Here is a 25,154-nt window from a genome sequence, read left to right on the forward strand (position 1 = left end):
GCGTGCTCAGCCCGGCTGCGACCGTACTGCTCTGCGGGCATAGGGCATAGAGGTCAAGGTGGGCGTGATCAACTTTCCAGTGAGCGCCCGCCGTCGGCACGAGCGCACGACTCCTAGCCCCAACATGGCGCCGGCGCAACCCAAAGCCGTCCTGTCACGCGTCTCGCCCGAAGCACGGGCCCTTGACCTCCAAGGGGACTACGTCCGCCAACGCCTTTTACTTCTCGAAGATTTACTCCTGACCGCGTCTGATGTCATTCGCGAACTGCGTAATCGCTATCCCGATTTATAGCCAAAACATTACCGTTTGGTGTTGACATACAATCACTATTTGGTAATATTCCTCCATCGCACTCACCCGATGGAGGAACGATGCCCTGCACCCCACCTAACAAGCAGTCCGGAAAAGAGCGCGGCTGGAACACCGACAACGAAATCGAATTCATCGACCGCCTCGCCACCCGTGATGCAGCTCCCGACCTTCTCCGCGGATATCTGCTCAGTCTCGGTAAGCGCACGGATTTCGCGACGCTCGAACACGACAGCCTCGTGACCCACGTCCAACTGCGCCTGTCGGAAGTCGAACGTCGACCCTCCTGACTCACCATTCGGGAGCCACTATGAAAGAGCAGCCTCTTCTTCTTTCTCGAGCGAGTCAGGTGTTCGACAGCTTGCTCGCCCACGCCCAGGCCGAGCAGAAAGCGGCCGAACAGGTGACCGACCACTCGGGCGCCGCAGCGCCCGACAGCGCGGAAGCGTCTCAAGTCGATGGGCCGCCGCGGCACCGCACCTTCGTTATCGCGGGGGTGCAGTAATGTCCGCACTCGCAAAAGACTTGCTCGCGCTCCGCGCGCTGCCGGCGCCCGAAGGCGCGTCACACGGCGCGCTGACTGAACACCTCATGCGCGCGATCGCGTGCGCCCTGATTTCGCGAGGTGCCGCGTGAGCGCGATCAAAAACGGCGGGCCGGCGTTTCCGGTCGAGTGGATAAACAAGATCGACTCCGGCATGACGCTGCGCGACTACTTTGCGGTGCGGGCGCCAGCGGACATTCCCGAGTGGTTCAAGTACGTGCCCGCGACGCCGCGGCCCGCCGTTTCGATTCCGCACGAATCTCTCACACCCGAGCAATACAAAGAATGGGATGGTCTCGGCGATTGGCTCGACGAAAGCGACGCGAGCCCCGAAGTGAACGCGTTCGACGAGAAGTACGAGTCCGAGCGTGCCGCGCTTGAAGCATGGGATGCAGAGCAGCGAGTCGCCCGTTATTACGCCTGGCGCTGGGCATACGCCGATTCCATGCTCCGCTCGCGAGGTGCCGCATGAATGCCCGCCTCCTGCTCGGCCGCGCTCCCGGCGATAACGCGCTGCTCGCCTCGTGCCCGCGCGCGCGCCGTCGCCTTCGTGCGCTCGCGACCATGCTGGCCTATGGTGTCGCGGCCGGTGCTTTCCTCTGGCTCGTCGTCGCGCTGCGCGCTGGTGGTGCCGCATGAGCTCGACCTTCACCTTTCTTGGCGTGTGGACGCTGATTGCCCTCGCCTGCAGCGGCTTGTGGGCCTTCGTCCGCAGCGATCGCGCCGTGCGCAGACTCGATGCGTTCGAGCGCTGTCACCCTGGTTGAACGTGGTTCGCAATGGTCTTGCTGCTCGTCTGCGCCGCTCTCGCTTTGGTCGACATCAACACCGATGTGGCACCGCAACTCACCAACAACACCAACGCCCGAGGTACAGCATGAATTTACCCATCCACGTGATGCACGATCCACGCGAGCTGGACACCACGAAGATCGACTGGCACAGCAAGGGGCACTCGAGCGCGACGATGATCAAGGAAGGGGTCTACCCTCCCAGCGCGACGCGCGAAGACGTCGAGAACGCCGTGCGCGGAACCTTCGGCGGCCGCTTCGAGCACTTCGGCGGCGGCCGGTTCAAATACATCGCTTACACAGACTGACCACGATGCGCTGTCACTTCGAAATTCTGCACGCGCCGCTCGATAGCTTGACCGTCGCCGAACGCGGTGCCCTTGCGCTCGCGGAGGCGATGCAACTGGTGCGCGTTGCGGCGAACGATATCCGTCTGAACTGGTGGATGAGCCGACGCGACATGTCATTCCGGGTCGGCTACTTCGCTGGCGTCCGCTCGGCCACACTGGCTGCACTGAAACACGGCGATGACGGCTACGACGAATTGAGGGAACTGGCCGGACGATACGCATCCGAGGTCGAGTTTCTTGCGTGGCCCTATCTCAGATGCGTCGCGTAGTGAAGCCCAATAGCAAGCACTGATCAACCCCTCACCCTAACGTCCGATATGAACACATCCAGTCCGAAGATCGCAATGGATTCTGTGGAGTCCTCACAGATCCACAGCATTGGATACGACTCTGCAACGAACACGCTTGCCGTGCGGTTCAAGGGAAAGAACGGCGAACCAACGTCGCTTTACCACTACGCGAACGTGACGCCGGCCAACTTCGTCGCGTTCAAGAATGCTAAATCGATCGGCTCGCATTTCTATAAGCACATCAAGTTGTTCGCCGAGCGCTTTCCTTGCGTCTGCGTCGAGAAAATGCCGTACACCAGGCAGGCCTCCAAATGAGTACGGTCACGGTTCGCGCCTCGAGCTGGGGAACGCTTTTCGACTGTGCCATGAAGTTTGAAGGCGAACACCTTCTCGGCATGCGCAAAGCGTCCGGCCTGCGCGCCACGCTCGGCACGGCGGTGCACGCCAGCACCGCAGCGAACGATCAGGCGCACCTCGACGGCAACCCGCTGTCGCCTGACGATACCGCTGGCGTGTTCATCGACACCCTGCATAACCCGACGCAAGACGTCGACTACAGCGACGACGATCTGACGTTGCGCGAAGCCGAGCGGATCGGCCTGTCGCTGCATACGCGGTATTGCCTGGAGATCGCCCCTCAGTTCGAGTACACGGCGGTCGAAATGAAGCTCTCGCCGTTCGAGATCGACTGCGGCGGCGGCACCATCGTGCGCCTGACAGGTTCGATGGACCGCGCACGCGTCGCGCGCCGGGAAGAGGGAATTGCCATTCCTGACCTGAAGACTGGGCGCGCCATCATTCAGAACGGCCAGGTGAACCTCAAAGGCAAGTCGGCGCAACTCGGCACATACCAGCTTTTGTACGAGTACACCACGAAGGAACCGACGGTGGGCGGCCAGATCATCGCCCTGCCGACCGCTGGCAAGACATCGCCAATGGTCAGCCCGTTGTTTGACGCGCGACGCGTCATGGTCGGCACCGAAGACCACCGCGGGCTGATCCAGTTCGCTGCGGAAATGTTTCGCAGTGGCCTGTTTCCCCCCAATCCCCAATCGGTCCTCTGCTCGCCGAAGTACTGCGCGCGGTGGAAGACCTGCATGTTTCACGCTTAAGAGGATCCTATGTCGACCCCGACAACTGTAGAAAATCTGCGCAACCCCGCGCCACGCGAAGCCAATTTGCCCGCCGTTGAAATGGGGTTCGGCACGCTGCAATCGTTCGAACTGATGCAGCGCGCTGCAAAATTGCTGACCAACTCGACGTTGGTACCGGTTGCGTATCGTGCCCAGACCGAAGTCAAGGAGTACGGCAAGGTCACCGGCTATGAAGACAATCCCAACGGGCTTTCCAACTGTGTCGTCGCGCTGAACATGGCGCAACGCATGGGCGCCGATCCGCTGATGGTGATGCAGAATTTGTACATCGTCGAAGGCCGCCCCTCCTGGTCATCGCAATTCATCATCGCGGCGATCAACTCGTGCGGGAAGTACTCACCGCTTCGCTTTGACTTGAGCCCTGCAACCGAGCCCGAGGAAGTGACCTACAACGCGACCGAGTGGCAAGAGCAGCCGAATGGCCGCGCCAAAAAGGTAAGCGTACCCAGGAAGGTAACCGTTCGGCATCAGACTTGCGTCGCGTGGGCGATTGAAAAGCAGACCGGTGAGCGCCTCGAATCACCGACCATCAGCATTCAGATGGCGATTGACGAAGGCTGGCTCACGAAGAATGGCAGCAAGTGGATGACGATGCCTGAAGTGATGCTTCGATATCGATCCGCCGCCTTTTTCGGCAAGCTCTATGCGCCCGAATTGCTGATGGGTCTCCAGACGGCAGAGGAAGTCACCGATATCGTCGACATGCACGCGGATGGTTCGTACACAGTCAACCGCACGACCGTCGACGATCTTCGCACCGGTCGTGTGCCGGCGGCTGAAGTTGTTCAGGGCGCCCAAGCATCAGCACAACCGACCTCGCCTGCGGCTCAGCGATGCGAACCCCCGCCGAACAACGAAGCGAAGCAGGAGCAGACCGTCGCATCTACCGCGCAGGTATCTGCGCGGCAAAAGCCAGACAGCCAGCAAGACGACTTCGCGTTCGACGAATCGGGACTGATTCAGGGCATCCGCGAGGACCTCGAAACCGCGAACTCGCCCGAGGAAATCGACCTCGCGCGCAGCGCGATCAGCGGCGTCTCGGACGAGGCGGCTAAAGCGGAACTCAACGCCCTGGCATCGAGGCGCGTGCGCGAACTGAGTGGCGCACAGGAGTCGCAATCTCAATCCCGCCAGCGACAAGCGACCACGCCGTCGCAACGCCGGCCGCGCGGACCCATCAGCGCCGAATAACCCTTCATTCGAATAAAAAGGAGCATCAGTGAGCAATTCGGAAGAACACAAGGCGGTCCTCGGCATGACCGCGGCCACTGTCGGCAAGGATCTGCTGTCGGCAACCGTCCTCGAACTGAAAATGCTTCCCGACGTGTGGGTCAAGCTGTCCGAGACCAAGCAAAACGACATCATTGACCGGCTGCGCAAGCGCGTCGAGAACGCGGTCAAGATGGCCGTGCATCTGATTGCCAGCGACGGGCGCATGGTCGTCGCCGGGGACCTCGAGCAGATCACCATCAAGGACGGCGCGAAAGCCGTCATCAAGGTCGGCAAATCGGCGCCCTCGCTGCACGAGCTCTACGACGCACAGGGAAAGCAGGTGCTGATCGTCGTGTCCGACGCCGGCGAGCATACGGGCGGCATGGACGAGGTGCGCGGCGAAAACGATCAGCGCGGCCTCGACCTCGGCGGCGAATACACCTCCGAGGACGGGGATGGAATGGACGGCCCGCACACTAACGACGACGATGTTGTCGACGCCGAATTCCGCCCCGTCGCCGCGCTCGGCGACGGCCCGCTGCAATCCGAGATCGACGAGCAGCACGAAGCGGGTCGCAAAGCTGCTGCCGACGGACTGCCCAAAAGCGAGTGCCCGGTCATGCGCGGAGATCTGTGCATCGCGTGGGTAAAGGGTTGGAAGTCGTGGCGCAAGGAACAGGCCGAGGCTGCCGAGAGTCATGACCCCGTCGACGAACTGTTCGAGCAGGCGGCGGCCCTTGTGCGCGAGCACAAGCGCGCGACGATCAGCTTCCTTCAGCGCCGCCTGAAGATCGGCTACAACCGCGCAGCGATCATCATCGAGCAGCTCGAAAAGCGCGGCGTCGTGAGCACGGCCGACGAAATGGGCCGTCGAACAGTGACCGATGCCAACGACTGCGACGACCTTGCCGGGGACGAAGCATGAAGTTGACTCATATCCTCGTGCGTGACGTTCTCGGCATCGCCGAGGCCGACGTCCGCCTGACCAAGCCCGTCGCACTGTTCGCCGGCGCCAACGGCGCCGGTAAAAGCAGCATTCAGGAAGCCGTGCGCATGGCGCTGACTGGCGACACCGTGCGGGTGTCGTTGAAGAAGGCATACGGTCAGCTTCTGCACGACGACGCGAAGGACGGCCAGATCATCGTCACTGCCGGCGATGAAGCGAATAGCATCAGCCTGCCCGCCGGCAAGCTCGCGCGCGGTCTGACCGACGATCCGCGGCTTCCGATGGTGCTCGACGCCCAGCGGTTCGCCCAGCTTGACGACAAGGCACGCCGATCGTTCCTGTACGAACTGATGGGAGTGAAGGTCGGCTCCGATGAAATCCGGCGTCGCCTCGTTGCCCGGCTGTTCGACCAAACACCTATGTCCGATGCGGACAAAAAGCGGATCGAGTCGGTAATTCCGATGGTGCGCGCCGGTATCGACGCCGCCCACAAGGAAGCGGGCGACAAGGCGCGAGCCGCAAAAACAGCGTGGCGCGTTGTGGCCGGCGAGACCTACGGCAGTTCAAAGGCTGACGGCTGGGCGCCCGCCGCGGTCACGTTCGACGAAGCCGCGTTGCTCAAGCTCGAGGCGGATCTCGAATCGCTCGACGGCGAGATCGGCGACGTGCAGCAGGAGATCGGCGCGGCCGAGGTCGCCCAAAACACGGCCCGCGAACGGGCAGAACAGGTCGCTTCCCTGCGCACCACTGCCTCCCAGTTCGCACGCCTGACCGATCTTGTGCAACGGGCAGATAACGAGGTGGCGGAGTTCGAACCGCAGGTCGACAGCCTTCGCGAGCGTGCGGGCGGCACGCCGGCGGGTATCGAATGCGCGTGCCCCGAGTGCGGAGCCCTTCTCCGCTACCTGAACGGCGTGCTGAGCGCCAACGTTGCCGCGGTGCGCGACGATGAGGCGATCGCCAAGCTTCCCGAATACGAAGCGAGTCTGACCATGCTGCAGAACGCCGCAGCCAATCGCCGCCGCGAGTTGGAGGCGGCCGACACTGCAGCGAAGCAGTTGCGAGCCATCGAGGGAGAGGAAGACACCGACGCTCCCGTCATCGACGTTGACGGCCTTCGACAGGAACTCGCGGACTTGCAGGCGCGGCGGCGAACTATCATCGCGGAGGTCGAGAAGCACCGCGACCAGCAGCGCGCCGCAGCAGCAGCCGCGGAAAAAGAGCGCGACGCGGCCTCGCATCACGCCGATGTGCAGGCGTGGGAAGCGATCGCCGACGCGCTCGCGCCAGATGGCATTCCAGCAGACCTGATGCGCGACGCGTTGCAGCCGCTTAACGAGCAGTTGTCCGCGCTCGCAGAAATGTCCGAGTGGGCTGACGTGACTGTCATGCCTGATATGGAGATTCTGGCGGACGGCCGCCCGTACATGCTGCTGTCTGAATCGGAACGGTGGCGCGCCGACGCGCACCTGGCCTGCGCTATCAGCCTGATCAGCGGTCTGCGTTTGCTGGTGCTGGACCGCGCCGACGTATTGATCGGACCCGAGCGCGATCGGCTGTTTTACTGGCTTGACGATCTCGCTTACGCCAACCAGATCGACACGGCTCTCATTTTCATGAGTCTCAAGGAACCACCGAAGGGACTCCCGGAAACCATTGAGACGTTCTGGATCGAAGGTTCGACGGTGCGCGCCGTCGCGATGGAGGTCGCCTGACATGCGCCACGTCTCCACCACCGAAATGATTCAGCGACTGTCCGGCCTGCTCGGCACCGACGACCTGACCGAATGGGAACAGGGATTCGTGCGCCAGCTCGATGCGATCCGAAGCACTGGCCATGTCACGAGCCTGAGCGACAAACAGGTCGAGCGACTGGACGAGCTGCACGCGAAGCATTTCGCCTAACCCCCGCGGCGCGCCGGCAAGTCGCAGAGACATTGAGCCTCGAAAGCCGCGCGCCCAAGGCGTCCTTTTCGACGGCCTGACTACGACCGAAGCAGCAGCACGAGCGATCGAAACAACGCGACCAGCATGGAGCCTGAAATGAATACCGTCTTCCTTCTGATGGCCCAATACAACGCGGCCGCGGTAATCCCGATCGAAACCGTGTGCCGCGACTACTTCGCGCCGCTCACGGTGCCGACTCTGTTGCGCAAAATCTCCGCTGGCGAAATTGCGCTGCCGCTCGTGCGTATGGAAACGTCTCAAAAAGGCGCGAAGGGCGTGCACCTGAACGACCTCGCTGAATACATCGACAAGCGGCGAAAGGCGGCCGTGAAGGAATGTGCTCAACTCTGCACGTGAGGGCGCTCAGTCGTCTACTGGCCTAAAACGCCATTCATAGCGCTGCTGCGCGTTTCTGTCTCCCACCAGCCGAAACTGTCGCGTCTGGTGGCCGAATGGCCAATACCATGGCCGGTACTCGACAGCCACAGAGATATCCGCGAAAAGCACGTCGGTATTGGGGATCGCATCATGAAACGAAAGCGTGACCTTTTCGCCCGCCGACATTTTGTGATGATGCCAGTTGGGGAATACAGCAAACGAACCGATCTGCCGCATTGATTGACAGCGCTTCCTACTCTCGGGCGTTGGCGCTGTGGCGATGTCGATCTCGCAAATACCTAGCATGACCTGCACATCATCGAGCGCGACCACACCGTCATTCTTTACGGTTATTTGTGCACTGAACAGGTCAGAAGGATCGGTGAGGTCGCCCACGTCTACAGTTGCACTTGGCAAAAAATACATTGCTGCTGTCACGGCGCCGAGAATCACCGCGACGCCCGAAAAGAGCTTCCATCCCGTCGAAAGTGCCCGCAATGCGGCTTTCATCTTGTGGTCCCTTGTTATGGCGCGGCTTCACTGGTTTGCCAGATGATCTCTATTGATCATGGCGCGACCGCATCCAGCCACTTCCACCCCTCCATGCAATCGCCGCGCGCCTTTATGTGCGTGTAGCGTTTCAGCGATGACCACGATCTATGGCCGGACACTGCCGCCACGTGGGGTATCGTCCAACCAAGTTCGAACAGGCGTGACACGCCATGATGCCGCATGTCGTGCAGATGCAAATCCTCGATTTCTAAGAACCGGCACGCGCGCGTGAACGCGGCGCCAACGGCATCGTCCGTGTACGGGAAAATGCGCCCCTCTTTTGTCGGCTGCGCCTTGATGATGCGCATCGCCTCTGGCGGCAGATCGCACCAGACGTCGTTGCCGATCTTCTGGCCCGGGTGCTTCAAGTCTCGCACGAGCACGCGGCTGTGCGTCTCGTCGAGGTCCTCATGTGCGATGCGCAGCATTTCCTCGAGGCGACGGGTGGAGAAGATCGCGAACGCGGTCAGCGCTTGCATCGGGGCACTCGCCGGGCGACGCACGCGGACCTCGCCGAAGTGAGTCATGATCCGGTCGAGTTCGTCTAGAGTCGGCCTGCGGTCGCGCTGCCGGGACTTGCCGGTCGCGCCGAGCTTCTTCAGCACCGTGCGAGCGTCAACAAGCTGCTTTTCGTCCAGCGGATAGCCCCACGCTGGCCGCGCAACATGCACCACCGCGGCAAGGTGCGACATGTAATTCTCGACAGTCTGGGGTTTGACCTTAAGGCTTTGGGCGAACTGCACAAATGCTTGGCTGCCGACCCGGCTGCAGGTCATCCCACCTATCGGTGCTACCTGAATCGCGCGTAGCACCTGCTCTTTCGTTCGCCCAATCGCGCGGCGGGACTCCCTGATATAGCGATCGATCACGTCGGCGAGCGTGGGATCTTCCTTCGCGGCGGACTCTAGCGCGCCGGGCTGGGCCAGCTCCCGCTCCCGCTTGTCGAGCCATGACTGCGCCGCCTGGCGCCGGTCGAACGTCTTCGATTCCGTGTAGACGACCTTTCCGCCCTCCTTCAGGCGGATCTGCGCGGTGTAGCCTATACTCTTGTCCTTGCGCTCCCGCGCCGATATTGTTCCCATCGTCTCCCCGGTGCTACAGACCAAAACTCGGTCCTACATCGTAGCACTTGGCCGTGAAACGACCGGAAAACGACTTAAACTGCGTTGAATCACGCAACGCCGAAACACCCGCCAAGCCCAGTGCTGGCGCTGAAAGCCAATGAATTCAAGCCCTCGCCGCATTTCTGTGGCACCGATGATGGATTGGACGGATCGCCATTGCCGCTCGCTGCATCGAATGATTTCGCGCCATACCTGGCTTTACACGGAGATGGTGACGACCGGCGCGCTGTTGCATGGTGACGTGCCGCGTCATCTCGCATTCACGCCCGACGAAGCGCCAGTCGCGCTGCAACTCGGCGGCAGCGAGCCCGACGATCTCGCGCGTTCGGCCAAGCTCGGCGAGCAATGGGGCTATGACGAAATCAATTTGAATTGCGGCTGCCCATCCGAGCGCGTGCAACGCGGCGCGTTCGGCGCATGCCTGATGAACGAGCCGCAACTCGTCGCCGATTGCGTGAAGGCGATGCGCGACGTCGTATCGGTGCCAGTCACGGTCAAGCACCGCATCGGCGTCGATACGGTCGAGGAATACGGCTTCGTCCGCGATTTTGTCGGCACGATCGCGCAAGCCGGCTGTGAGGTCTTTATCGTTCATGCGCGCAACGCGATACTGAAGGGCCTGAGCCCGAAGGAAAATCGCGAGATTCCGCCGCTCAAGTACGACTACGCGTATCAGTTGAAGCGCGATTTTCCGCAGCTGGAAATCGTCATCAATGGCGGTATCAAGACGCTCGACGAAGTCGACGCGCATCTTCAGCACGTCGACGGCGTGATGCTCGGGCGCGAGGCGTATCACAACCCCTACCTGCTCGCCGATGTCGACGCGCGCTTCTACGACTCCGCGCAGGCGCCGCTGACCCGCGAGCAGGTCGAAGCGAAACTGATCGAGTATTGCGCGACCGAAATGGCGCGCGGCACCTATCTCGGCGCGATCATGCGCCATGCGCTTGGGCTGTATCGCGGCGAAGCGGGTGCGCGTGGTTGGCGTCGAGTTTTGTCCGACAGCAAGCGACTTGCGGCCCGTGATCTGACCATCTTCGACGAAGCAAGACAGCATCTGCGCGAGCCCATCGAAATTTTTGAATAAAGGACTAGGCAAACCACCATCTAGTCCCTATAATCTCGTTTCTTCGTCGGCGAGACAGGTTTTTAGAGCAAGTCAAGCGGATGTTAGTGGTGGCTGTAGCTCAGTTGGTAGAGTCCAGGATTGTGATTCCTGTCGTCGTGGGTTCGAGTCCCATCAGCCACCCCAAAGAATTCAAGCAAACGGCGTTGTGAGCAATCACAACGCCGTTTTTGTTTTGCTGACGGCCTTCTGCGTTTTCCATGATTTCTGTGCGGTTTTCCGCACTGCAATCACCCCTTCCCGCCTTCTCCCGCCTCTCAAAAACCGCTTGGCCAATAGGGCCGGTTCACCGGTCCGCCTTGCGGCGCGTACGTCTGAACGATTGTTTCTTCGTCGGGAATAGTAATTTCAGATTATCGGCACAAATTTTCAATAGTAGGGGTATACACTGGCTTCCATCGACGTTGCAGACACCTGGTTCACTGGCTCCTGCAACATCTTCCTGAAATGCAGACGAAACGTTATCGGAGTCCTACCATGAAGACCAAGTTTATCGCCGCCCTGCTGGTTGCCGCTTCTGCCTCTATCGCCGCTCCCGCTTTCGCCAGCGGCTATGGTCCGGCACCGTACTACCGTCCGTCGGTTGGCGCGCCGGCTTCGCAACAAGGCCAGAACGCGCAGACCGTCGCTGCTGAACGCGCCAACGCGCAATCGAATGCATACGGCGGCGTGAATAGCGTGTCGACGCAATCGGGCACGCGCAGCGAACCCACGTCGGGTCCGCAATCGGTGTTCTTCGGCCACTAAGCCGCCAGCAGTACCGTCAGATCCGCTGCCTCTGAAGCCAGCGATCAAACTGGGCGCCGCGCATGCAGTATCGATGCCGGCGCCTAGTTGCATTTACGGCAGCCGTGGTATCCGGTACGTTGCCCGGGTAACGTTCGGTTTGCAACCGTTGTCTCGTGCGCCTGCCGCTTCCTTGCCTCATCCGAACACGACGTCCCCTTCCGTCGCGACGCGGCTATCCGCGTCTAACTCGCCAGCCCCGCATCGATCAATTCGCGCGACGCGCGAAAAGTCGCCTCGGCGGCCGCATGCTCGGTGGACCACAAGCTATCGATATGCACGAGCTGCCAGTCGACCACCGTCGAATCGTCGCGCAGCACCCGGAAATGCGCCTTGACGCCGGTCAGTATCTGTTCCACCGCCACCTCGACGTCGTAGTCGCCATAGCGCGCCTGATAGTCGCCCATGTCGACGCCCTTCGGCTCCATGCTCGTCTCCGTGGTTTCGCTGATCGCCGGTAGCCGGACACGCGCGTCCAGCTGGCGTCGCGCTGGCCAATCACCTGCTCGCGGCTCACCCGCGACGCGCCGCCTCGCTCTACACACCGGCCGTGCGGCCGGCCGCCGATCAGCGGATCAGTTGCAATCGCCGGAAAGATACTGCCGGCCGTTGCAGTTGATTTCGACCCCACCGCTGCCCGCTTCGGCAACCAGGTCGCATGCCAGCAACTCCGCCGCAACGGACTGCGCGACTTCGGGCGCCGTCTGTCCGACGCCAACGTCGTTCAGACGCCGCAACGCTTCGACCGCTTCAGGACTCAAGGACTTCGACATGGCCGTCTCCGTCGGATGCTCAATTCATCGTAGCAAGTTTCATCGGCGGATGCAGGTGTGCGCCTGACGAGCCCGCTCCCCGGAGCGTCGAGCCTGGCAATCGGCGTCTGAAACCGGCGTGACCGTTAGGAGCACGCCTCAACGCGCCAGCAGCGGCCCCGGAACGCGGCCTGCTACTAGCTACTCGTGCACACAGCCGCGTGTCTGCAGACGGCACGCGACATCCAAGGAGAACGACATGAAGCGAGGCAATTGGGCCACGTTGACGGCCACCGCCGCCGCGCTCGCGGCGCTCTTCGCGAGCGGCGCGAGCGCCGTCGCGCAGACGGCGCCCAGCGCGCCGCCGGACAGCCATGCGCCGATGGCCAAACCGCCCGAGGCCGCCTCGGGCGCCGGCAGTTCGAGCAACCCGGACAACATGCCGATCAAGCGGCCGGCGAAGCCAACCAACGACCACATGTCGCACGAGCCGCCCGCAAGCGGCGCAAACGCGAAATAGCCGCTGCGCACGCCGCTCGCATTGGCGGAGCGTCATCAAAGCCGCGCGATCGACACCTCGGTCGACTTCACGAGCGCGACCACCTCCGAGCCGACTTTCAGTTCGAGTTCGTCGACCGAGCGCGTCGTGATCACCGACGTGACGATACCGAACGGCGTCTCTACGTCAACCTCGGACACTACCGAGCCGCGGATGATTTCCTTGACCTTGCCTTTGAACTGATTGCGCACATTGATGGCGGAAATGCTCATTTCAGATCACTCCACAGAAGCAGTTGATAACGGAATCGGATCGATTTGCCAGGAAAACTCAGACGGCCCAGCGCACTTCGGTCGGCCGCGTGAGACGACCGGCTTCGGGCAAGCCATACGGGTCATAGGGCGAATGGCACTTACTTAAGCCCGTGGAGCGTGCCCATATTTTTGGACGCGCTCACGTGCGATGTGACGAGGCTCTTTCAGCCATGGGTAGGACTTCGGTCTTCGTTTGCGCATTCGTGGTTCGATGCGACCGGGGCGACTCCCAACGCAAGACTGCGTGATCAGGTTGAACAGGAGACTCTGGTTGTGAGTTGCCGTCAGACCTCTGGCCAGCCATTCAGTCCATAACTGCACCGTGTGTTTGAAACTCAGTGTTCTCGGGTCAGTGGCATGGTGACTGGCGGCCTGAGCCATCAGCAGCCGAATCACGTTGTAGGCCAGCAGATGGACCCAGATCTCCTTTTCGTTCATGTGGGCAGTCTGGCAATGCAGCACATCCATGCCCATCGTCGTCTTGATGTTACGTAGATCCAGTTCCACGTTCCAGCGCCTGGCGTACAACTGCGAGAGGTCCTGTTTGCTGGTCTTGCGTGCATCAAGCATCGTGGTGACCAGCACCCGGTGATGCAGCCTGGACTCGCGCACCATCAGTTCATCGGGGAAGGCCTGGTACTGCTCATGCGTCATCCAGTCGGGACGCTGCCGGGGTTTGGGCCACGTCACAATGTGATCGCGCGTGCCCAGGGACCGGCCTCGCCGAAAGTCGGTGCGGCGTGCCCCATGCTGTTCCATCACGACGTCCACCCCGGCGGCGATCATTGAGGCCATCAGAAAGTAGTGGCAGTACAAGGCATCGGCGACGATCACGTCACCTTTGCGAAACGTGCCTTGCAGCATGCGAAACGCCGTCAGCTCCCCGCTGCCTTTGCCCGCGTAAGTTCCGACCGCCGACTCCAGTACTGCGCCGCTTGCCAGACAGATCACCGCAACCAGATAGGCCAATGGAAAGCCCACTCCTTCGGCCTGAGCACTGGACTGCGGGAAACGGGCCTGGTTCGACGGCGTATCGGGCATCGAGATCCCGGTGCCGTCAACCAGCTTGACCGGGCGCCCGCGCCACTTCCAGGCAGGCTCGGCCTGCTCATGCAGTTGGCGCCCCGTCTCGCGCGCCAACTCCCGCACCATCGTCAGCGGCAGTCTCTGGCGAGCGCGGCAGTAGCCTCCCGTACGCACACTCATGGGCCGCAGCCCGTCGGCAGCTCGCTGCGCCGCCCACCCGTTGACTGCCTTCTGACAGGAGGCGTCCTCTTCCAGCGCCTGGCGCATGAACATCGACAGTGTCACCGTCGGCGGATACAGCCGTTCCCGATGTTCTGGCAAATACGCTTCCGTTATGCCCAACAGCCCCGGGCTCGTCAGTATGTTGAAGTAGTCTACCGCCTGGGCCCTGCACGCCCGGCTTTGAACCCTGCTTCGTGTTTGCCTGTGATGACTTCGTGCATTACGATCCATGGGGGCTGATCTTTGGAATGAGACGGTGTTTGCCTGGTAACAACCATCGTATCAATCCCTGGATCAGCCCCCTCCCTTTCTCTTCAAGCACTTACCCGCGTCTTCTCCTCCATGTAGGCTTAAGTAAGTGCCATTCGTCATAGGGCTGATACGCGCGATGCGCCAGCGTGTCGTTGTTCGGCGCGTTGTTCAGCACGCGTTGCAGCACGTGGTCTTCGAGTGCGGCGAAGCCCGCCGACGCCCGCGCGCGCGGACGTGCGAGCGCGACCGGCTGATCGAGCGCGATGCGGCCTTCCTCGATCAGCAGAATCCGCTCGCCGAGCGCGACGGCTTCGTGCACGTCATGCGTGACGAGCAGCGCGGTGAAGCGATGCTCGCGCCACAGCCTTTCGATCAGCGCGTGCATTTCGATGCGCGTCAACGCATCGAGCGCGCCGAGCGGCTCGTCGAGCAGCAGCAATTGCGGACGATGCACGAGCGCCCGCGCGAGCGCGACGCGCTGCCGCTGACCGCCCGATAGTTGCGCGGGCCAGTCGTTCGCGCGTTCGAGCAAGCCGACTTCGGCGAGCACCGCGCGCGCATCGTCGCGCGCGCCGCGGCCGAGGCCGAGCATCACGTTTTGCAGCACGCTTTTCCACGGCAGCAGACGCGCATCCTGAAACATGATGCGGGTGTCGAGCGGACCGCCGTTCCCGGCGCGCTTTTCGAGCACACCCGAGCTGGCTTCTTCGAGACCCGCGACGAGCCGCAGCAAGGTCGACTTGCCGCAACCGCTGCGGCCGACGATCGCGACGAAGCTGCCCCGCTCGATCGACAGATCGAAGCCCGACAGCACCTCGCGCTCGCCATAGCGCTTGCCGACGCCGCGCAATTGCACCGCGTAGTCGCTCGCCGGGCGCGCGTCACTGCGGGCCAGCGTGGGAGCGGGTTGCAAGCCGGCTTGCGAGCCGTGATGAGTCCCGGCCGCCCCGTCCCGCTCAACCTCCACAGCCTCGATCGCGTCGTGATCCGCGAGCCGCGGCTGCGCGAGTTCGGTCTCGAGATCGCTGCCCGCGATACCGCCGAACGCCGTCGATAGCGTCGTTGCGCTCATGCTTTTGCTCCTCGCTGATAGGCCGGATGCCATCGCAGCGACACGCGCTCGAGGCTCTTCGCGAGCATGTCCGCGAGTTTGCCGAGCGCCGCGTACAGCAGAATGCCGACCACCACCACATCGGTTTGCAGGAATTCGCGCGCGTTCATCGTCATGTAGCCGATGCCCGATTGCGCGGAAATGGTCTCGGCGACGATCAGCGTGACCCACATCAGACCGAACGCGAAACGCACGCCGACCAGGATCGACGGCAGCGCACCCGGCAGAATCACGTGGCGGTACAGCGCGAAACCTTTGACGCCATAGCTGCGCGCCATCTCGGTCAGGTTCGCGTCGACCGAACGGATGCCGTGAAACGTGTTCACATAGACCGGGAAGAACACGCCGAGCGCGACGAGGAACACCTTCGCTTGTTCCTCGATGCCGAACCACAGGATCACGAGCGGAATCATCGCGAGCGCGGGAATGTTGCGGATCATCTGTACGGTCGAATCGAGCACGATTTCCGCGGGTTTGAAGAGACCCGTCGCCAGTCCGAGCACGAAACCGATGCCGCCGCCGATCGCGAAGCCCGACACCGCGCGCCAGGTGCTGACCTTCACGTCGGCCCACATTTCGCCGGACTGGATCAGCGACCATGCGGCCTTCACGACCGCGAGCGGCTCGGGCAGCACGCGCGTCGACAGCGCGCCGCTGCGCGCGGCGATTTCCCACGCGAGCAGGATCGCGATCGGCGCGAGCCACGGCAGCAGGTGCGCGCCGAAACGGCGCAGCGCGGCAGCGCGCGCCGTGGACGCGGGCTGCGGGGTTACCGCCGTTCCCGCGCTCAAAGTGGTGTCACTCATGTTGGCTTTTCTCCTTGCCTGTCGATCGTCGTGCGCGTGTCGCGCAAGCCGGGCGACCCATGCTATGCGCGCGCTCAACTCGCGCTCGCCGCCTTCGGCAGATAGCTGGTGCCGACGATTTCGCCGAACGGCCCCGACAACGGCCCGTTCGCAACCTTGCTGAAGCGTTGCGGCAGCAGCGGAAACACGAGTTCGGCGAAGCGGTAGGATTCCTCGAGATGCGGATAGCCCGACAGGATGAACGTCTCGATGCCGAGCGCCGCGTACTCCTTCATACGCGCGGCCACCTGCTCCGGACTGCCGACCAGCGCGGTGCCCGCGCCGCCGCGTACGAGCCCCACGCCCGCCCACAGGTTCGGATAGATCTCGAGCTGCTCGCGCCCGCCGCGCCTGCCGCCGTGCAGCGCGGCCATACGGCGCTGCCCTTCCGAATCCATCTTCGCGAACGACGCCTGCGCACGCGCGACCGTGTCGTCGTCGAGCTTGCTGATCAGCTTGTCGGCCGCGGCCCACGCTTCCTCCTCGGTCTCGCGCACGATCACGTGCAGACGGATGCCGAAGCGGATTCGCCGGCCGCGCGCCGCGGCGCGTGCGCGAATGTCGGCGATCTTCTTCGCGACCGCTTCGGGCGGCTCGCCCCACGTCAGATAGGTGTCGATGTGCTCGGCCGCGATATCGTGCGCGGCCGCCGACGAGCCGCCGAACCACAGCGGCGGATGCGGGTTTTGCACCGGCGGATATAGCGCCTTGCCGCCCTTCGACCGCAAATGCTTGCCGTCGAAATCGATCGCTTCGTTGCTGTGCGACGCGGCGAGCAGCTTGCGCCAGATATGCAGGAATTCGTCGGTGATTTCGTAGCGCGTGTCGTGATCGACGAACACGCCGTCGCCGGCCAGTTCGGCCGCGTCGCCGCCCGTCACCACGTTGATCAACAGACGCCCGTTCGACAGCCGGTCGAACGTCGCCGCCATACGCGCGGCGAGTCCCGGCGACGACAGCCCCGGGCGAATCGCGACGAGGAACTTCAGCCGCTGCGTCGCGGCAATCAGGCTCGACGCGACGACCCAGGCGTCCTCGCACGAACGGCCGGTCGGCAGCAGCACGCCCTCGTAGCCGAGCGTGTCGGCGGCGACGGCGATCTGCCGGAAGTAGTCGTAGTCGGCTGCGCGTGCACCTTGGGACGTACCGAGATAGCGGCTGTCGCCGTGAGTCGGAATGAACCAGAACACATTCATGTTGTTACTCCTGCCTGTTCCTGACGTAATGAAAACGGTGAGCGCGAGCGCCGGCCGCGCGCATCGAGCCGGCAACCGGCAAAGCGCTGCGACGCGTTGAAGGATTGAGAAACGGACGATGGACTCAGGCCATCGGCAACTGCGTCAAATCGATGAAGGCTATGCGCCGGGCGGACGACACCGCGAACACGACCGCGCGTGAGCCCTGCGACAACGGAGATTCGGTGTGAGGCTCGACATTGCGACGGCTTTCCTCGACCAACGTGCGCGTGATGCGCTCGATTTATCGGACGACGGCGACACCCGAGCCGTCTGCATGAGGAAACAGTCTATGGAGCGGTCCGCGGCTTTTGAACGATTTTATTGAGCTTAGGATTTCCGCTTTCGTGATTAGCCCGGTTCTACCGCATACGGTTGTTGCGCTTTATACACGCGGCCCCGGCCGCCCAACCCCGGTCGATATAATGGCGCTCGTTTCCAATCACCCGGTACAGGTCTTGCGAGTCGCCTGTACGTTGCCGGTGCAATGCATGCAAAAAATTATTCTGCCGTTCGTCGCCGGTTTTCTGGCTTCTTTGTTCTTTCGCGAATCGACGCTGGCGCTGATGCACGCTGCCGGCATGATCGACCCCAGCGGTTTTTCGACCGCGCCGTTTTTGCCGCTCGGCCTGCCTGAGTTCATCGCGAACGCAATCTGGAGCGCGTGCTGGGCCGTGCTGATGGCCTGGCTGCTGCGCGTCGCGCCGCATCGGCGCGCGCCGTGGGTACCCGCGTTCGTGTTCGGCGGCATCGTGCTGACGGCGGCGAGCGTGTTCGTCGTCGATCCGCTGCGCGGCATCTGGCCGAGCGGCAACATGCTGCCGCGCCTCGCGGTGGGCTTCACGGCGAACGCGATGTGGGGCTGGGGTGCGCTCGTGTTCATGCGCGCGTTCATGGCGAGCGAGGCAGAGGAATAAGCGCGGCGAACATGAATTCGCGCAACGCGTAGATTCGCGCGGACGGGTTCGCGAGGCCGCGCGTTCAGCCGCGCAGAGCGCCCAGCGGGTGCTCGTTCGCCGGCCACGGGCTGTCGAACATCTGCTCCACATCGGCCCGGTTGACGTCCTCGATGCGCGCGAAACGCCAGCGCGGCGCGTTGTCCTTATCGATGATGCGTGCGCGAATGCCTTCCACCGTATCGCCGCGCAGAAAGCTCGAACGCGTCAGATCGAGATCAGTGCGCAGCACGTCGGCCATCGACCCTTCCGCGCGCGTGACCACTTCGAGCGAGACCGCCATCGACAGCGGCGAGCGCTCGCGCAGCACCGCGATCGTCTGCTCGGCCCACTCCGCCGCGTCGCCACCGCGCTCGCGTTCCTGTTCGAGCGACTTGAGTATCCGCGCGACGTCGGGCAGCGCGAAATGCCGGTCGATCAACGTCCGCGCCTTCGCGAGCGCGCTCTCCTCGGGCCGCGGCGCGACCTGATACGCGAGCGTCTCGCGCTCGACGCACGCAACCACATCAGCACCGCGCTCGAACGGTTCGCGGCTCAACGTATCGACGAGCGCGGGCAACGCCGCGTCGTCGATGTAGGCATCGGCGAGGCCCGCGTACAGCGCGTCGGCCGCGCCGATCGTCTCGCCGGTCACCGCCAGATAGCGGCCGATCGCGCCGGGCGTGCGCGCGAGATACCAGCTCGCGCCGACATCCGGAAAGAGGCCGATACGGGTTTCGGGCATCGCCATCTTCGTCGATTGCGTGACGACCCGCAGGCCGCCGGTGCGATGTGCGCCCTGCGAAATGCCCACGCCGCCGCCCATCACGATGCCGTTCATCAACGCGATATACGGCTTCGGATACACGAAGATCGCGTGATTGAGCCGGTATTCCTCGCTGAAGAACGTATCGCGCGCCTCCTGGTCGCCGGTTTGCGCCGCTTCGTACATGTGGCGGATGTCGCCGCCCGCGCAGAACGCGCGCTCGTGCCGGCTGCGCACGACGACGGCCAGCACCTCGGGGTTCTCGCGCCACTGGTCGAGCGCCGCGTGGATCGCGCGGATCATGCCGGTCGACAGCGCGTTCAGCGCTTTCGGCCGCTCCAGTTCGATGAGACCGATGCGGTTGGCTACGTGGGTCGCGATTTCGTCGCTAGTGGCGGGCAAGGCGGACGTGGACATGGAGAACTGGGCGCGGCGGCGCGGCATGAGGTGGAACCGAACGTTATCACGGGCCTGCCGCTTTGCGTTTGGTGGGGAGCTCGGGGGCCGGGTCCGTGGAGCCGGCCGACTTGGCGTGGCGCCGCGCGACGGTTTTTTTGCCGCGGACTGCGGCGCTGTTCGATGCGCCCGCCGCCACGGCCTGCGGCACACCGAGCCATGCGTCGAGCGTCACGCCGACGAGCGTCTCGAGCGGCGCGCTCGGAAACACCGGGCACGTGAGATTCAGCGCGACGATGCCATGCAGACTCGCCCACAACGCCTCGGCCCAGATGGCCGGCTTCATCGATGCGACCGACGCCGACAGACGCCCCGCTGCTCGCAACTCGTCGAGCGCGTCGATCATGATGTGCAGCGCGGCGTCGCCGGGATCGTCGTCGGCAACGCCGCCGGCGGCGTTGCCCAGGGAGGCGGTCGAACCACCGCTCCCGGCGTTCGCGCTTGTGTCGCCCGTGTTGCCGTCGTGTTTGCCAGTGCCCACCCCGCCCCTGAGCGCCGCGCCGGTATAGCTCGGGTCCTCCATGAAAATCAGCCGGTACGTTTCAGGATGCTCGATGCCAAACGCGACGTACGCGCGCCCGAGCGCCTTCAGCCGTTCGGCGGGATCCGCGATCTGCACGAGCGGCACGAAGGTCGCGAGCAACTGCGCGTAGCCTTCGGCGCACAAGGCCCGCGCGATGTCGTCGCGACTCGCGAAATGCAGATACAACGTGGCGGGCGAATATTCGATCGCGTCAGCGATCTTGCGCATCGACAGCGCGGCAAAGCCCTCGCCCACGACGATGCGCCGCGCGGCATCGAGGATGCGTTCGCGCAGTGCCTGCTTCTGGCGGTTTTTTCGTTCGGCGATTCCCATGACTCGCAATTTTCAGATTGACAAACTGAAAAGTCAATTTAAACTGAACATCGTTTACTTAACAATGTTCAGTAAATTTTCATCTGTCAAATCGAGCAGCCACGAGCGCGCGACGATGTCGCGCCGCCATCTGAGGGGTCGTCATGCAAGCCACGGGAAAGGTCGGTTTATTCGGTGCAGCGGGCGCTGCGGGTCGAAGCATCGCGACGGCGCTTGGCGCGGCGGGCCGCGATTACCGGGTGGTCGGCCGCTCGCGCGAGGTATTGCAACGGACTTTCGGTGACGACCCGCACGCGGAGATCGTCACCTGGAACCCCGACGACCCCGCCTCGATCCGCGCCGCGACCGCCGGTCTGCAGACCGTGATTTACCTCGTCGGCGTGCCCTACGACCAGTTCGCGCAGCACCCGCCGTTGATGGAGAAAACGCTGGCTGGCGTGACGGCCGCCGGTGTCGAGCGCTTGATTCTGATCGGCACCGTGTATCCGTATGGCCGCGCGCGCGGCAACCCGGTCCGCGAAGATCATCCGCGCGAGCCGCACACGTTCAAGGGCCGCATGCGGCTTGAACAGGAAAAGCTCGTGCTGGCCGCGCATGGCCAGAAAGGTCTCGAAACGCTGGTATTGCGACTGCCCGATTTCTATGGACCGGGGGTCGAGCGCAGCCTGTTGCACGGTGTCTTCGTTGGCGCCGCTACCGGCAAGCGCGCGCAGGTGCTCGGTCCCGTCGACGTACCGCACGAATTCATCTATCTGCCGGACGTCGGTCCCGTGGTCGAACGACTCACGCGCACGCCCGAAGCCTACGGCCGCTGGTGGCATCTCGCGGGCGCCGGCACGATCACGCAGCGCGAGGTGGCTCGCGAGGCCTACGCGCTCGCGGGCTCCAGGCCGAAGCTGACGGTGGCCGGCAAGGGCATGCTGCGCGTGCTCGGGCTATTCAATCCGCTGATGCGCGAGTTGGTCGAGATGAACTATCTGATGACCGAGCCGCTCGTGCTCGATGATTCGGCGCTGGCGACGTTGATCGGGCCGCTCAGGAAGACGTCGTATCAGGAAGGGATCAGGCGGTGCTTCGAAGCGGCGCGCGAGGTAGTGCCGGCACGCGACATGAATTAGCGGCAAGGCGTTGGCGATGCGTAGGTGAAATGAAAACCGCAGAGATGGACCTGCACCCGGCCTCCGGCGCCGACGGTCCGTAGGCAGGTCCGCTTAGCCTGCCATCTGCCCCGGCGGAAAGTGGCCACTCTTGAGCAGCACGGGTGTGCCGTTACTGATCTGCAGATGCTCACGCGCAACGGCCTCGATGCGCGGCCGGCCCGCATCGAACGCGCGCAGCCAGCCGTCGAGGTCCTCGCTGTAAGCGCCGAAATGATCCTCGAGCGCTTCCACCGAGATCGCGCACGGCACCGGCTCACCGTCCACCAGCGCGGAAAACACGACGGTCAGGTTGGAGTCGCGGTAAGCAGGCGCGTCTTCGGGAAAACGGATTTTCATGGTCGCCTCGTCAGAAGTTGGCGGCGGGAACGTAGCTTGCGCGCAAGGCCGCTGCGCGCCGCCGATCCTCGCAAGTCCCGCCATGGTACTCGCGCCGCCGGATCACGGTCCAGCGCGCGCGAGGGCCAGATTCAGGGCATCGCGCGCTGCCTTGGCGAGCCCATCGGCGGGCCCTTTGCACGGAAATCGCCGACACGCTCACGGCCCATCCAGCAATCGGTCGACATACTCGCGGGCCGCCCGTTCGACGAACGCGAGCGCCTCTTCTTCACTGTCGAAGCGTTGCCGGTCGCCGAGCTCGAGCAGCGTTTCCATCCGGTGCGGATCGTCCGGGCCGAGCTCAGCGAGGCTGACCGTGCCGACGTAAGTACCGTCCACTTTGGTGTGCGCGTCGCCTGACGTGTCCGACGTGCTGCCCCCTGGCACGAGGCGCGCGGCGGCGCTGATGAAATAGCCGCGATAAGGGCCACTGACCCGTTCAGCCATCTTCGTCCTCCTGTTGCGGTTGCAAAGCTGGCGCCAGTCGCAACGGCGCCGCCCTGATGCTTCAGCATGCGGCGCGCCGCTGCACTGGGTGTGTGCGGGCGGCCCGTCCCATAACGATAAGGCGCGTTGCAGCGCGATAAGTTCTGCTCGCGAGACGCGCCCCCGCGCCGCGCCAAAAGAGCCGCGCCAAAGAACCGCGCCGCACTTCAGCCGCGCGCGCTGGTCGAACGGTCCATACCGGCATGCTCCATGCTGTCGCACGGTACCTGTTACGACGCCATTTCGAGGCCAGCGAGCGCAATATGGGAAAATATTTTCTGCACGATCATGAACTGCCCGAGCCGGATGCGGCGAACCGCTGGTTCGAGTACGCCGAAAGTCACGGCATCGACATCCCAAAAGCGATCGGCATCTGGGAAGACGCAGCCACTGAAGAAGGCGCGGAAGCCCGGCGGCTCCTCAACGCGGCGGGCATCACGGTCGAAATGACCTGAGCCGTGACGCGCGTCCTCGCGCTCCACAGCGGCCGACCCGACCCGGCAGCCCCCCTCTATCTGAATGAAAGGACACAACACGATGCAATTCACGACGCAACCGCGACGCGCCGGCCGATTCCACCGCCTCCGATCCAGCGCCGCGCTTGCCCTCGTGCGTCGCGCGTCGCTGTCGGCCGCCTTGCCCGCCGCGCTGCTGCTCGCCGCGGGACTGGGCGGCTGCGCGTCGTCGAACACGACCACGCTGATCAATCTGCCCAACGGCCAGACCGGCTTCGCGGTCAACTGCAGCGGCGCCGACGCCGGCTCGAGTTGGGCCTCGTGCTACGTGCAAGCAGGTAAGGCCTGCGGCGCGACCGGCTACGACATCGTGTCGAAGGACAACGACGAAGGCGGCACCGCCGGCGGCAGCGTCACGAACGTGGCGTCGGCGAACGTGAAGGGCCGCTCGATGATCGTGCGCTGCAAGTAAGCCGATTTACGTGCCTGGCGGCAATCGCGGCGGCTGGCGCGGGCGCTCAATGCGCCTGCATCTTCGAGAAGAGATTCAACACCGCGACGCCAGCGACGATCAATCCCAGCCCGATGATCGCCGGCACGTCGGGTACCTGCCGGTACAGCACTAGCGCGACCAGCGTGATCAGCACGATGCCCGCGCCGGACCAGATCGCGTAGACGATGCCAACTGGAATGCTTCGGAGCGTCAACGACAGGCAATAGAACGCGATGCCGTAGCCGAGCACGACGACCATCGACGGCAGCAGCCGTGAAAAGCCGTCCGAGGCCCGCATCGCGGAAGTCGCAATCACTTCGGCGACGATCGCGATCGCGAGCAGCGCATACGGGGGTATGCGCATCGCGTCAGTTTTTCGCGAGCGCGAGCTTGCCGTAGTCGTGACCGAGATGCGCGCACAACGCTTCGACCACGAGTTCATGATCGGCGCGCTGCGGCAGACCGGACACCGTGATCGAACCGATCACGCCCGCCCCTTCCACCGCCAGCGGAAACGCGCCGCCGTGCGATGCATACTCGGTGGCCGGCAGTCCGTGCTTGTCGGCGAGCGTCGCGCCCGCGAGCTGCATTTTCAGACCGATCGCGTACGAGCTACGGCGAAATTGCGCGACCGTGTTGCCCTTGCGGCGCGCCCAGTCGACGTTGTCGGGCGTCGCGCCGTCGAGCAGGCTGAAGAACAGCGGCTGGCCGAACGTGCGCACGTCGATCGCAGCGGCAATGCCGCGCGCTTTCGCGACTTCGTGCAGATACGCGCCGACTTGCCACGCGCGGTCGGCATCGAAGCGGGGAAACACGAGGGTCTTTTCCTGAATGGCGATGACCTGCAGGTCGTGAGCGATATCCATGGGGTTCAGAACGGGTCGGGGCATCAGAGTCAAAGGGGCCGCCGTCGCGAAGATCCGGCGAGCCGCGTGGAGAATCTGAATTCTAGCGCAGCGTCCGCGCACGGCTTTCCAGAGCCTTTCCGATAGGCGACGTCGCGCGGGCAGAGCGAAGCGCAATGAAGCCAATTCTTACATGGCTATTGCGCTGGTCGTATGGCTGGTCTATAATCTTTTCTTCGACGGACGCGGGGTGGAGCAGTCTGGCAGCTCGTCGGGCTCATAACCCGAAGGTCGTAGGTTCAAATCCTACCCCCGCAACCAACCGAAATCATTGAAGGGTTACAACGCATTGGCGTGTAACCCTTTTTTGTTTTTGTGGCCTTGGTCTGGCGATCCCCTTGACCGCCCCACCCTCAGGCAAAAAAAAGCGCGTCAACTGAATGACGCGCCAAGCCACGGGGCAATGTCCAAGAGAGAAAAGATGACTGCGGTGGACGCGGTGGCCTCCATCGCAACCATCAGGACCGATGCCATCAGCGCATCCAAAAATCGACTGTCAAT

The 25,154-nt window shown here is 63.3% G+C and carries 36 protein-coding genes and 2 tRNA genes; 23 read left to right on the plus strand and 15 right to left on the minus strand.

The window, feature by feature from the left end:
- The first annotated feature begins 372 nt into the window (after nt 1-372).
- The 14 genes from OKW39_RS03465 to OKW39_RS03530 all read left to right on the plus strand — a co-directional run bounded on the left by OKW39_RS03465 (nt 373) and on the right by OKW39_RS03530 (nt 7,901).
- Nucleotides 373-600, plus strand: coding sequence for a hypothetical protein (locus OKW39_RS03465; protein WP_429562073.1), 228 nt, complete (start codon nt 373-375; stop codon nt 598-600).
- 20 nt (nt 601-620) lie between these two features.
- Nucleotides 621-815: a hypothetical protein gene (locus OKW39_RS03470; RefSeq protein ID WP_429562074.1), complete on the plus strand. Its 195-nt coding sequence runs from the start codon at nt 621-623 to the stop codon at nt 813-815.
- 127 nt (nt 816-942) lie between these two features.
- A complete protein-coding gene (locus OKW39_RS03475) occupies nt 943-1,326 on the plus strand; it encodes a hypothetical protein (RefSeq protein WP_429562075.1) in 384 nt (127 codons plus the stop codon).
- Entirely contained in the window at nt 1,323-1,493 is a 171-nt protein-coding gene (locus OKW39_RS03480) for a hypothetical protein (protein ID WP_429562076.1), read from the plus strand. The genes OKW39_RS03475 and OKW39_RS03480 overlap by 4 nt, the downstream gene beginning before the upstream one ends.
- On the plus strand, nt 1,490-1,621 hold the full coding sequence (locus OKW39_RS03485) for a hypothetical protein (RefSeq protein WP_429562077.1): 132 nt from the start codon (nt 1,490-1,492) through the stop codon (nt 1,619-1,621). Before OKW39_RS03480 ends, OKW39_RS03485 begins: the two co-directional genes overlap by 4 nt.
- Nucleotides 1,622-1,731: 110 nt before the next feature.
- Nucleotides 1,732-1,953: a hypothetical protein gene (locus tag OKW39_RS03490; RefSeq protein WP_429346328.1), complete on the plus strand. Its 222-nt coding sequence runs from the start codon at nt 1,732-1,734 to the stop codon at nt 1,951-1,953.
- A 5-nt stretch (nt 1,954-1,958) separates the two neighbouring features.
- Nucleotides 1,959-2,264 (plus strand): hypothetical protein, encoded by a 306-nt coding sequence (locus tag OKW39_RS03495; protein ID WP_429562078.1) that lies wholly within the window; start codon nt 1,959-1,961, stop codon nt 2,262-2,264.
- 75 nt (nt 2,265-2,339) lie between these two features.
- Complete coding sequence (locus OKW39_RS03500; RefSeq protein WP_429562079.1) at nt 2,340-2,600, plus strand: KTSC domain-containing protein; 261 nt, start codon at nt 2,340-2,342, stop codon at nt 2,598-2,600.
- Nucleotides 2,597-3,397 carry a RecB family exonuclease gene (locus tag OKW39_RS03505; RefSeq protein WP_429562080.1) on the plus strand — a complete coding sequence of 267 codons (801 nt, stop codon included), beginning with the start codon at nt 2,597-2,599 and terminating at the stop codon, nt 3,395-3,397. The genes OKW39_RS03500 and OKW39_RS03505 overlap by 4 nt, the downstream gene beginning before the upstream one ends.
- Before the next feature lie 9 nt (nt 3,398-3,406).
- The gene (locus OKW39_RS03510) at nt 3,407-4,630 is read left to right on the plus strand and encodes a hypothetical protein (protein WP_429562081.1); all 1,224 of its coding nucleotides are present in this window, start codon (nt 3,407-3,409) and stop codon (nt 4,628-4,630) included.
- A gap of 28 nt (nt 4,631-4,658) precedes the next feature.
- Entirely contained in the window at nt 4,659-5,576 is a 918-nt protein-coding gene (locus OKW39_RS03515; RefSeq protein WP_429562082.1) for a DNA translocase FtsK, read from the plus strand.
- On the plus strand, nt 5,573-7,312 hold the full coding sequence (locus tag OKW39_RS03520) for an AAA family ATPase (RefSeq protein WP_429562083.1): 1,740 nt from the start codon (nt 5,573-5,575) through the stop codon (nt 7,310-7,312). Before OKW39_RS03515 ends, OKW39_RS03520 begins: the two co-directional genes overlap by 4 nt.
- 1 nt (nt 7,313) lies before the next feature.
- On the plus strand, nt 7,314-7,502 hold the full coding sequence (locus tag OKW39_RS03525; RefSeq protein ID WP_184005966.1) for a hypothetical protein: 189 nt from the start codon (nt 7,314-7,316) through the stop codon (nt 7,500-7,502).
- Between the two features lie 138 nt (nt 7,503-7,640).
- Entirely contained in the window at nt 7,641-7,901 is a 261-nt protein-coding gene (locus OKW39_RS03530) for a pyocin activator PrtN family protein (protein ID WP_429562084.1), read from the plus strand.
- 6 nt (nt 7,902-7,907) lie between these two features.
- On the opposite strand, the gene OKW39_RS03535 is transcribed toward OKW39_RS03530, so the two are convergent.
- Both OKW39_RS03535 and OKW39_RS03540 read right to left on the minus strand, forming a co-directional pair.
- Nucleotides 7,908-8,432, minus strand: coding sequence for a hypothetical protein (locus OKW39_RS03535; protein WP_429562085.1), 525 nt, complete (start codon nt 8,430-8,432; stop codon nt 7,908-7,910).
- A 56-nt stretch (nt 8,433-8,488) separates the two neighbouring features.
- A complete protein-coding gene (locus OKW39_RS03540; RefSeq protein WP_429562086.1) occupies nt 8,489-9,556 on the minus strand; it encodes a tyrosine-type recombinase/integrase in 1,068 nt (355 codons plus the stop codon).
- 139 nt (nt 9,557-9,695) lie between these two features.
- Between OKW39_RS03540 and dusA the strand changes: the two genes are divergently transcribed.
- From dusA to OKW39_RS03555, 3 genes are all read left to right on the plus strand, one after another.
- A complete protein-coding gene (gene dusA / locus OKW39_RS03545; protein WP_429562087.1) occupies nt 9,696-10,685 on the plus strand; it encodes a tRNA dihydrouridine(20/20a) synthase DusA in 990 nt (329 codons plus the stop codon).
- An 89-nt stretch (nt 10,686-10,774) separates the two neighbouring features.
- Nucleotides 10,775-10,850, plus strand: a tRNA-His gene (locus tag OKW39_RS03550).
- A gap of 351 nt (nt 10,851-11,201) precedes the next feature.
- On the plus strand, nt 11,202-11,471 hold the full coding sequence (locus tag OKW39_RS03555; RefSeq protein ID WP_018418204.1) for a hypothetical protein: 270 nt from the start codon (nt 11,202-11,204) through the stop codon (nt 11,469-11,471).
- A 224-nt stretch (nt 11,472-11,695) separates the two neighbouring features.
- Here OKW39_RS03555 and OKW39_RS03560 read toward each other — a convergent pair whose 3' ends face one another.
- Both OKW39_RS03560 and OKW39_RS03565 read right to left on the minus strand, forming a co-directional pair.
- Nucleotides 11,696-11,938, minus strand: coding sequence for a DUF6566 family protein (locus tag OKW39_RS03560; protein ID WP_429336332.1), 243 nt, complete (start codon nt 11,936-11,938; stop codon nt 11,696-11,698).
- A 147-nt stretch (nt 11,939-12,085) separates the two neighbouring features.
- The gene (locus tag OKW39_RS03565) at nt 12,086-12,283 is read right to left on the minus strand and encodes a hypothetical protein (protein WP_013089281.1); all 198 of its coding nucleotides are present in this window, start codon (nt 12,281-12,283) and stop codon (nt 12,086-12,088) included.
- Between the two features lie 238 nt (nt 12,284-12,521).
- Here OKW39_RS03565 and OKW39_RS03570 point away from each other — a divergent pair, with 238 nt between their 5' ends.
- Nucleotides 12,522-12,782 carry a hypothetical protein gene (locus OKW39_RS03570; protein ID WP_090804375.1) on the plus strand — a complete coding sequence of 87 codons (261 nt, stop codon included), beginning with the start codon at nt 12,522-12,524 and terminating at the stop codon, nt 12,780-12,782.
- A 35-nt stretch (nt 12,783-12,817) separates the two neighbouring features.
- Here OKW39_RS03570 and OKW39_RS03575 read toward each other — a convergent pair whose 3' ends face one another.
- The 5 genes from OKW39_RS03575 to ssuD form a co-directional block, all read right to left on the minus strand.
- Entirely contained in the window at nt 12,818-13,033 is a 216-nt protein-coding gene (locus OKW39_RS03575) for a TOBE domain-containing protein (RefSeq protein ID WP_008922916.1), read from the minus strand.
- 144 nt (nt 13,034-13,177) lie between these two features.
- Nucleotides 13,178-14,554, minus strand: a complete 1,377-nt coding sequence (locus OKW39_RS03580) for an IS4 family transposase (RefSeq protein ID WP_090800641.1) — start codon at nt 14,552-14,554, stop codon at nt 13,178-13,180.
- A gap of 91 nt (nt 14,555-14,645) precedes the next feature.
- Nucleotides 14,646-15,647, minus strand: a complete 1,002-nt coding sequence (locus tag OKW39_RS03585; RefSeq protein ID WP_429562088.1) for an ATP-binding cassette domain-containing protein — start codon at nt 15,645-15,647, stop codon at nt 14,646-14,648.
- On the minus strand, nt 15,644-16,492 hold the full coding sequence (ssuC, locus tag OKW39_RS03590; protein ID WP_429562089.1) for an aliphatic sulfonate ABC transporter permease SsuC: 849 nt from the start codon (nt 16,490-16,492) through the stop codon (nt 15,644-15,646). Before ssuC ends, OKW39_RS03585 begins: the two co-directional genes overlap by 4 nt.
- Nucleotides 16,493-16,566: 74 nt before the next feature.
- Nucleotides 16,567-17,727, minus strand: a complete 1,161-nt coding sequence (gene ssuD, locus OKW39_RS03595; protein WP_429562090.1) for an FMNH2-dependent alkanesulfonate monooxygenase — start codon at nt 17,725-17,727, stop codon at nt 16,567-16,569.
- A 530-nt stretch (nt 17,728-18,257) separates the two neighbouring features.
- Here ssuD and OKW39_RS03600 point away from each other — a divergent pair.
- Nucleotides 18,258-18,683 carry a hypothetical protein gene (locus tag OKW39_RS03600; RefSeq protein ID WP_090805723.1) on the plus strand — a complete coding sequence of 142 codons (426 nt, stop codon included), beginning with the start codon at nt 18,258-18,260 and terminating at the stop codon, nt 18,681-18,683.
- A 64-nt stretch (nt 18,684-18,747) separates the two neighbouring features.
- Here OKW39_RS03600 and OKW39_RS03605 read toward each other — a convergent pair whose 3' ends face one another.
- Both OKW39_RS03605 and OKW39_RS03610 read right to left on the minus strand, forming a co-directional pair.
- Nucleotides 18,748-19,884 (minus strand): enoyl-CoA hydratase/isomerase family protein, encoded by a 1,137-nt coding sequence (locus OKW39_RS03605; protein WP_429562091.1) that lies wholly within the window; start codon nt 19,882-19,884, stop codon nt 18,748-18,750.
- 46 nt (nt 19,885-19,930) lie between these two features.
- Entirely contained in the window at nt 19,931-20,779 is an 849-nt protein-coding gene (locus OKW39_RS03610; RefSeq protein WP_429562092.1) for a TetR/AcrR family transcriptional regulator, read from the minus strand.
- Between the two features lie 143 nt (nt 20,780-20,922).
- On the opposite strand from OKW39_RS03610, the gene OKW39_RS03615 reads away from it, so the two are divergent.
- Nucleotides 20,923-21,897, plus strand: coding sequence for an NAD-dependent epimerase/dehydratase family protein (locus OKW39_RS03615; protein WP_429562093.1), 975 nt, complete (start codon nt 20,923-20,925; stop codon nt 21,895-21,897).
- Nucleotides 21,898-21,990: 93 nt separating this feature from the next.
- On the opposite strand, the gene OKW39_RS03620 is transcribed toward OKW39_RS03615, so the two are convergent.
- Together OKW39_RS03620 and OKW39_RS03625 are read right to left on the minus strand one after the other, a co-directional pair.
- The gene (locus tag OKW39_RS03620) at nt 21,991-22,275 is read right to left on the minus strand and encodes a DUF1488 domain-containing protein (protein WP_184029285.1); all 285 of its coding nucleotides are present in this window, start codon (nt 22,273-22,275) and stop codon (nt 21,991-21,993) included.
- Nucleotides 22,276-22,473: 198 nt separating this feature from the next.
- On the minus strand, nt 22,474-22,761 hold the full coding sequence (locus OKW39_RS03625) for a hypothetical protein (RefSeq protein WP_429562094.1): 288 nt from the start codon (nt 22,759-22,761) through the stop codon (nt 22,474-22,476).
- A 302-nt stretch (nt 22,762-23,063) separates the two neighbouring features.
- On the opposite strand from OKW39_RS03625, the gene OKW39_RS03630 reads away from it, so the two are divergent.
- Together OKW39_RS03630 and OKW39_RS03635 are read left to right on the plus strand one after the other, a co-directional pair.
- Nucleotides 23,064-23,255, plus strand: a complete 192-nt coding sequence (locus OKW39_RS03630; protein WP_090804358.1) for a hypothetical protein — start codon at nt 23,064-23,066, stop codon at nt 23,253-23,255.
- A gap of 82 nt (nt 23,256-23,337) precedes the next feature.
- A complete protein-coding gene (locus OKW39_RS03635; protein ID WP_090805720.1) occupies nt 23,338-23,727 on the plus strand; it encodes a hypothetical protein in 390 nt (129 codons plus the stop codon).
- A gap of 46 nt (nt 23,728-23,773) precedes the next feature.
- Here the strand turns inward: OKW39_RS03635 and OKW39_RS03640 are convergent, their stop codons facing one another.
- Nucleotides 23,774-24,106 (minus strand): DMT family transporter, encoded by a 333-nt coding sequence (locus OKW39_RS03640; RefSeq protein WP_373685677.1) that lies wholly within the window; start codon nt 24,104-24,106, stop codon nt 23,774-23,776.
- 10 nt (nt 24,107-24,116) lie between these two features.
- The gene (locus tag OKW39_RS03645; RefSeq protein ID WP_184043993.1) at nt 24,117-24,614 is read right to left on the minus strand and encodes a heme-degrading domain-containing protein; all 498 of its coding nucleotides are present in this window, start codon (nt 24,612-24,614) and stop codon (nt 24,117-24,119) included.
- Nucleotides 24,615-24,837: 223 nt separating this feature from the next.
- On the opposite strand from OKW39_RS03645, the gene OKW39_RS03650 reads away from it, so the two are divergent.
- Nucleotides 24,838-24,914 (plus strand) — tRNA-Met (locus OKW39_RS03650).
- The last annotated feature ends 240 nt before the right edge of the window (nt 24,915-25,154 follow it).

Origin of the sequence: Paraburkholderia sp. MM6662-R1, from assembly GCF_050436245.1 — a bacterium.
Taxonomy (GTDB): domain Bacteria; phylum Pseudomonadota; class Gammaproteobacteria; order Burkholderiales; family Burkholderiaceae; genus Paraburkholderia; species Paraburkholderia tuberum.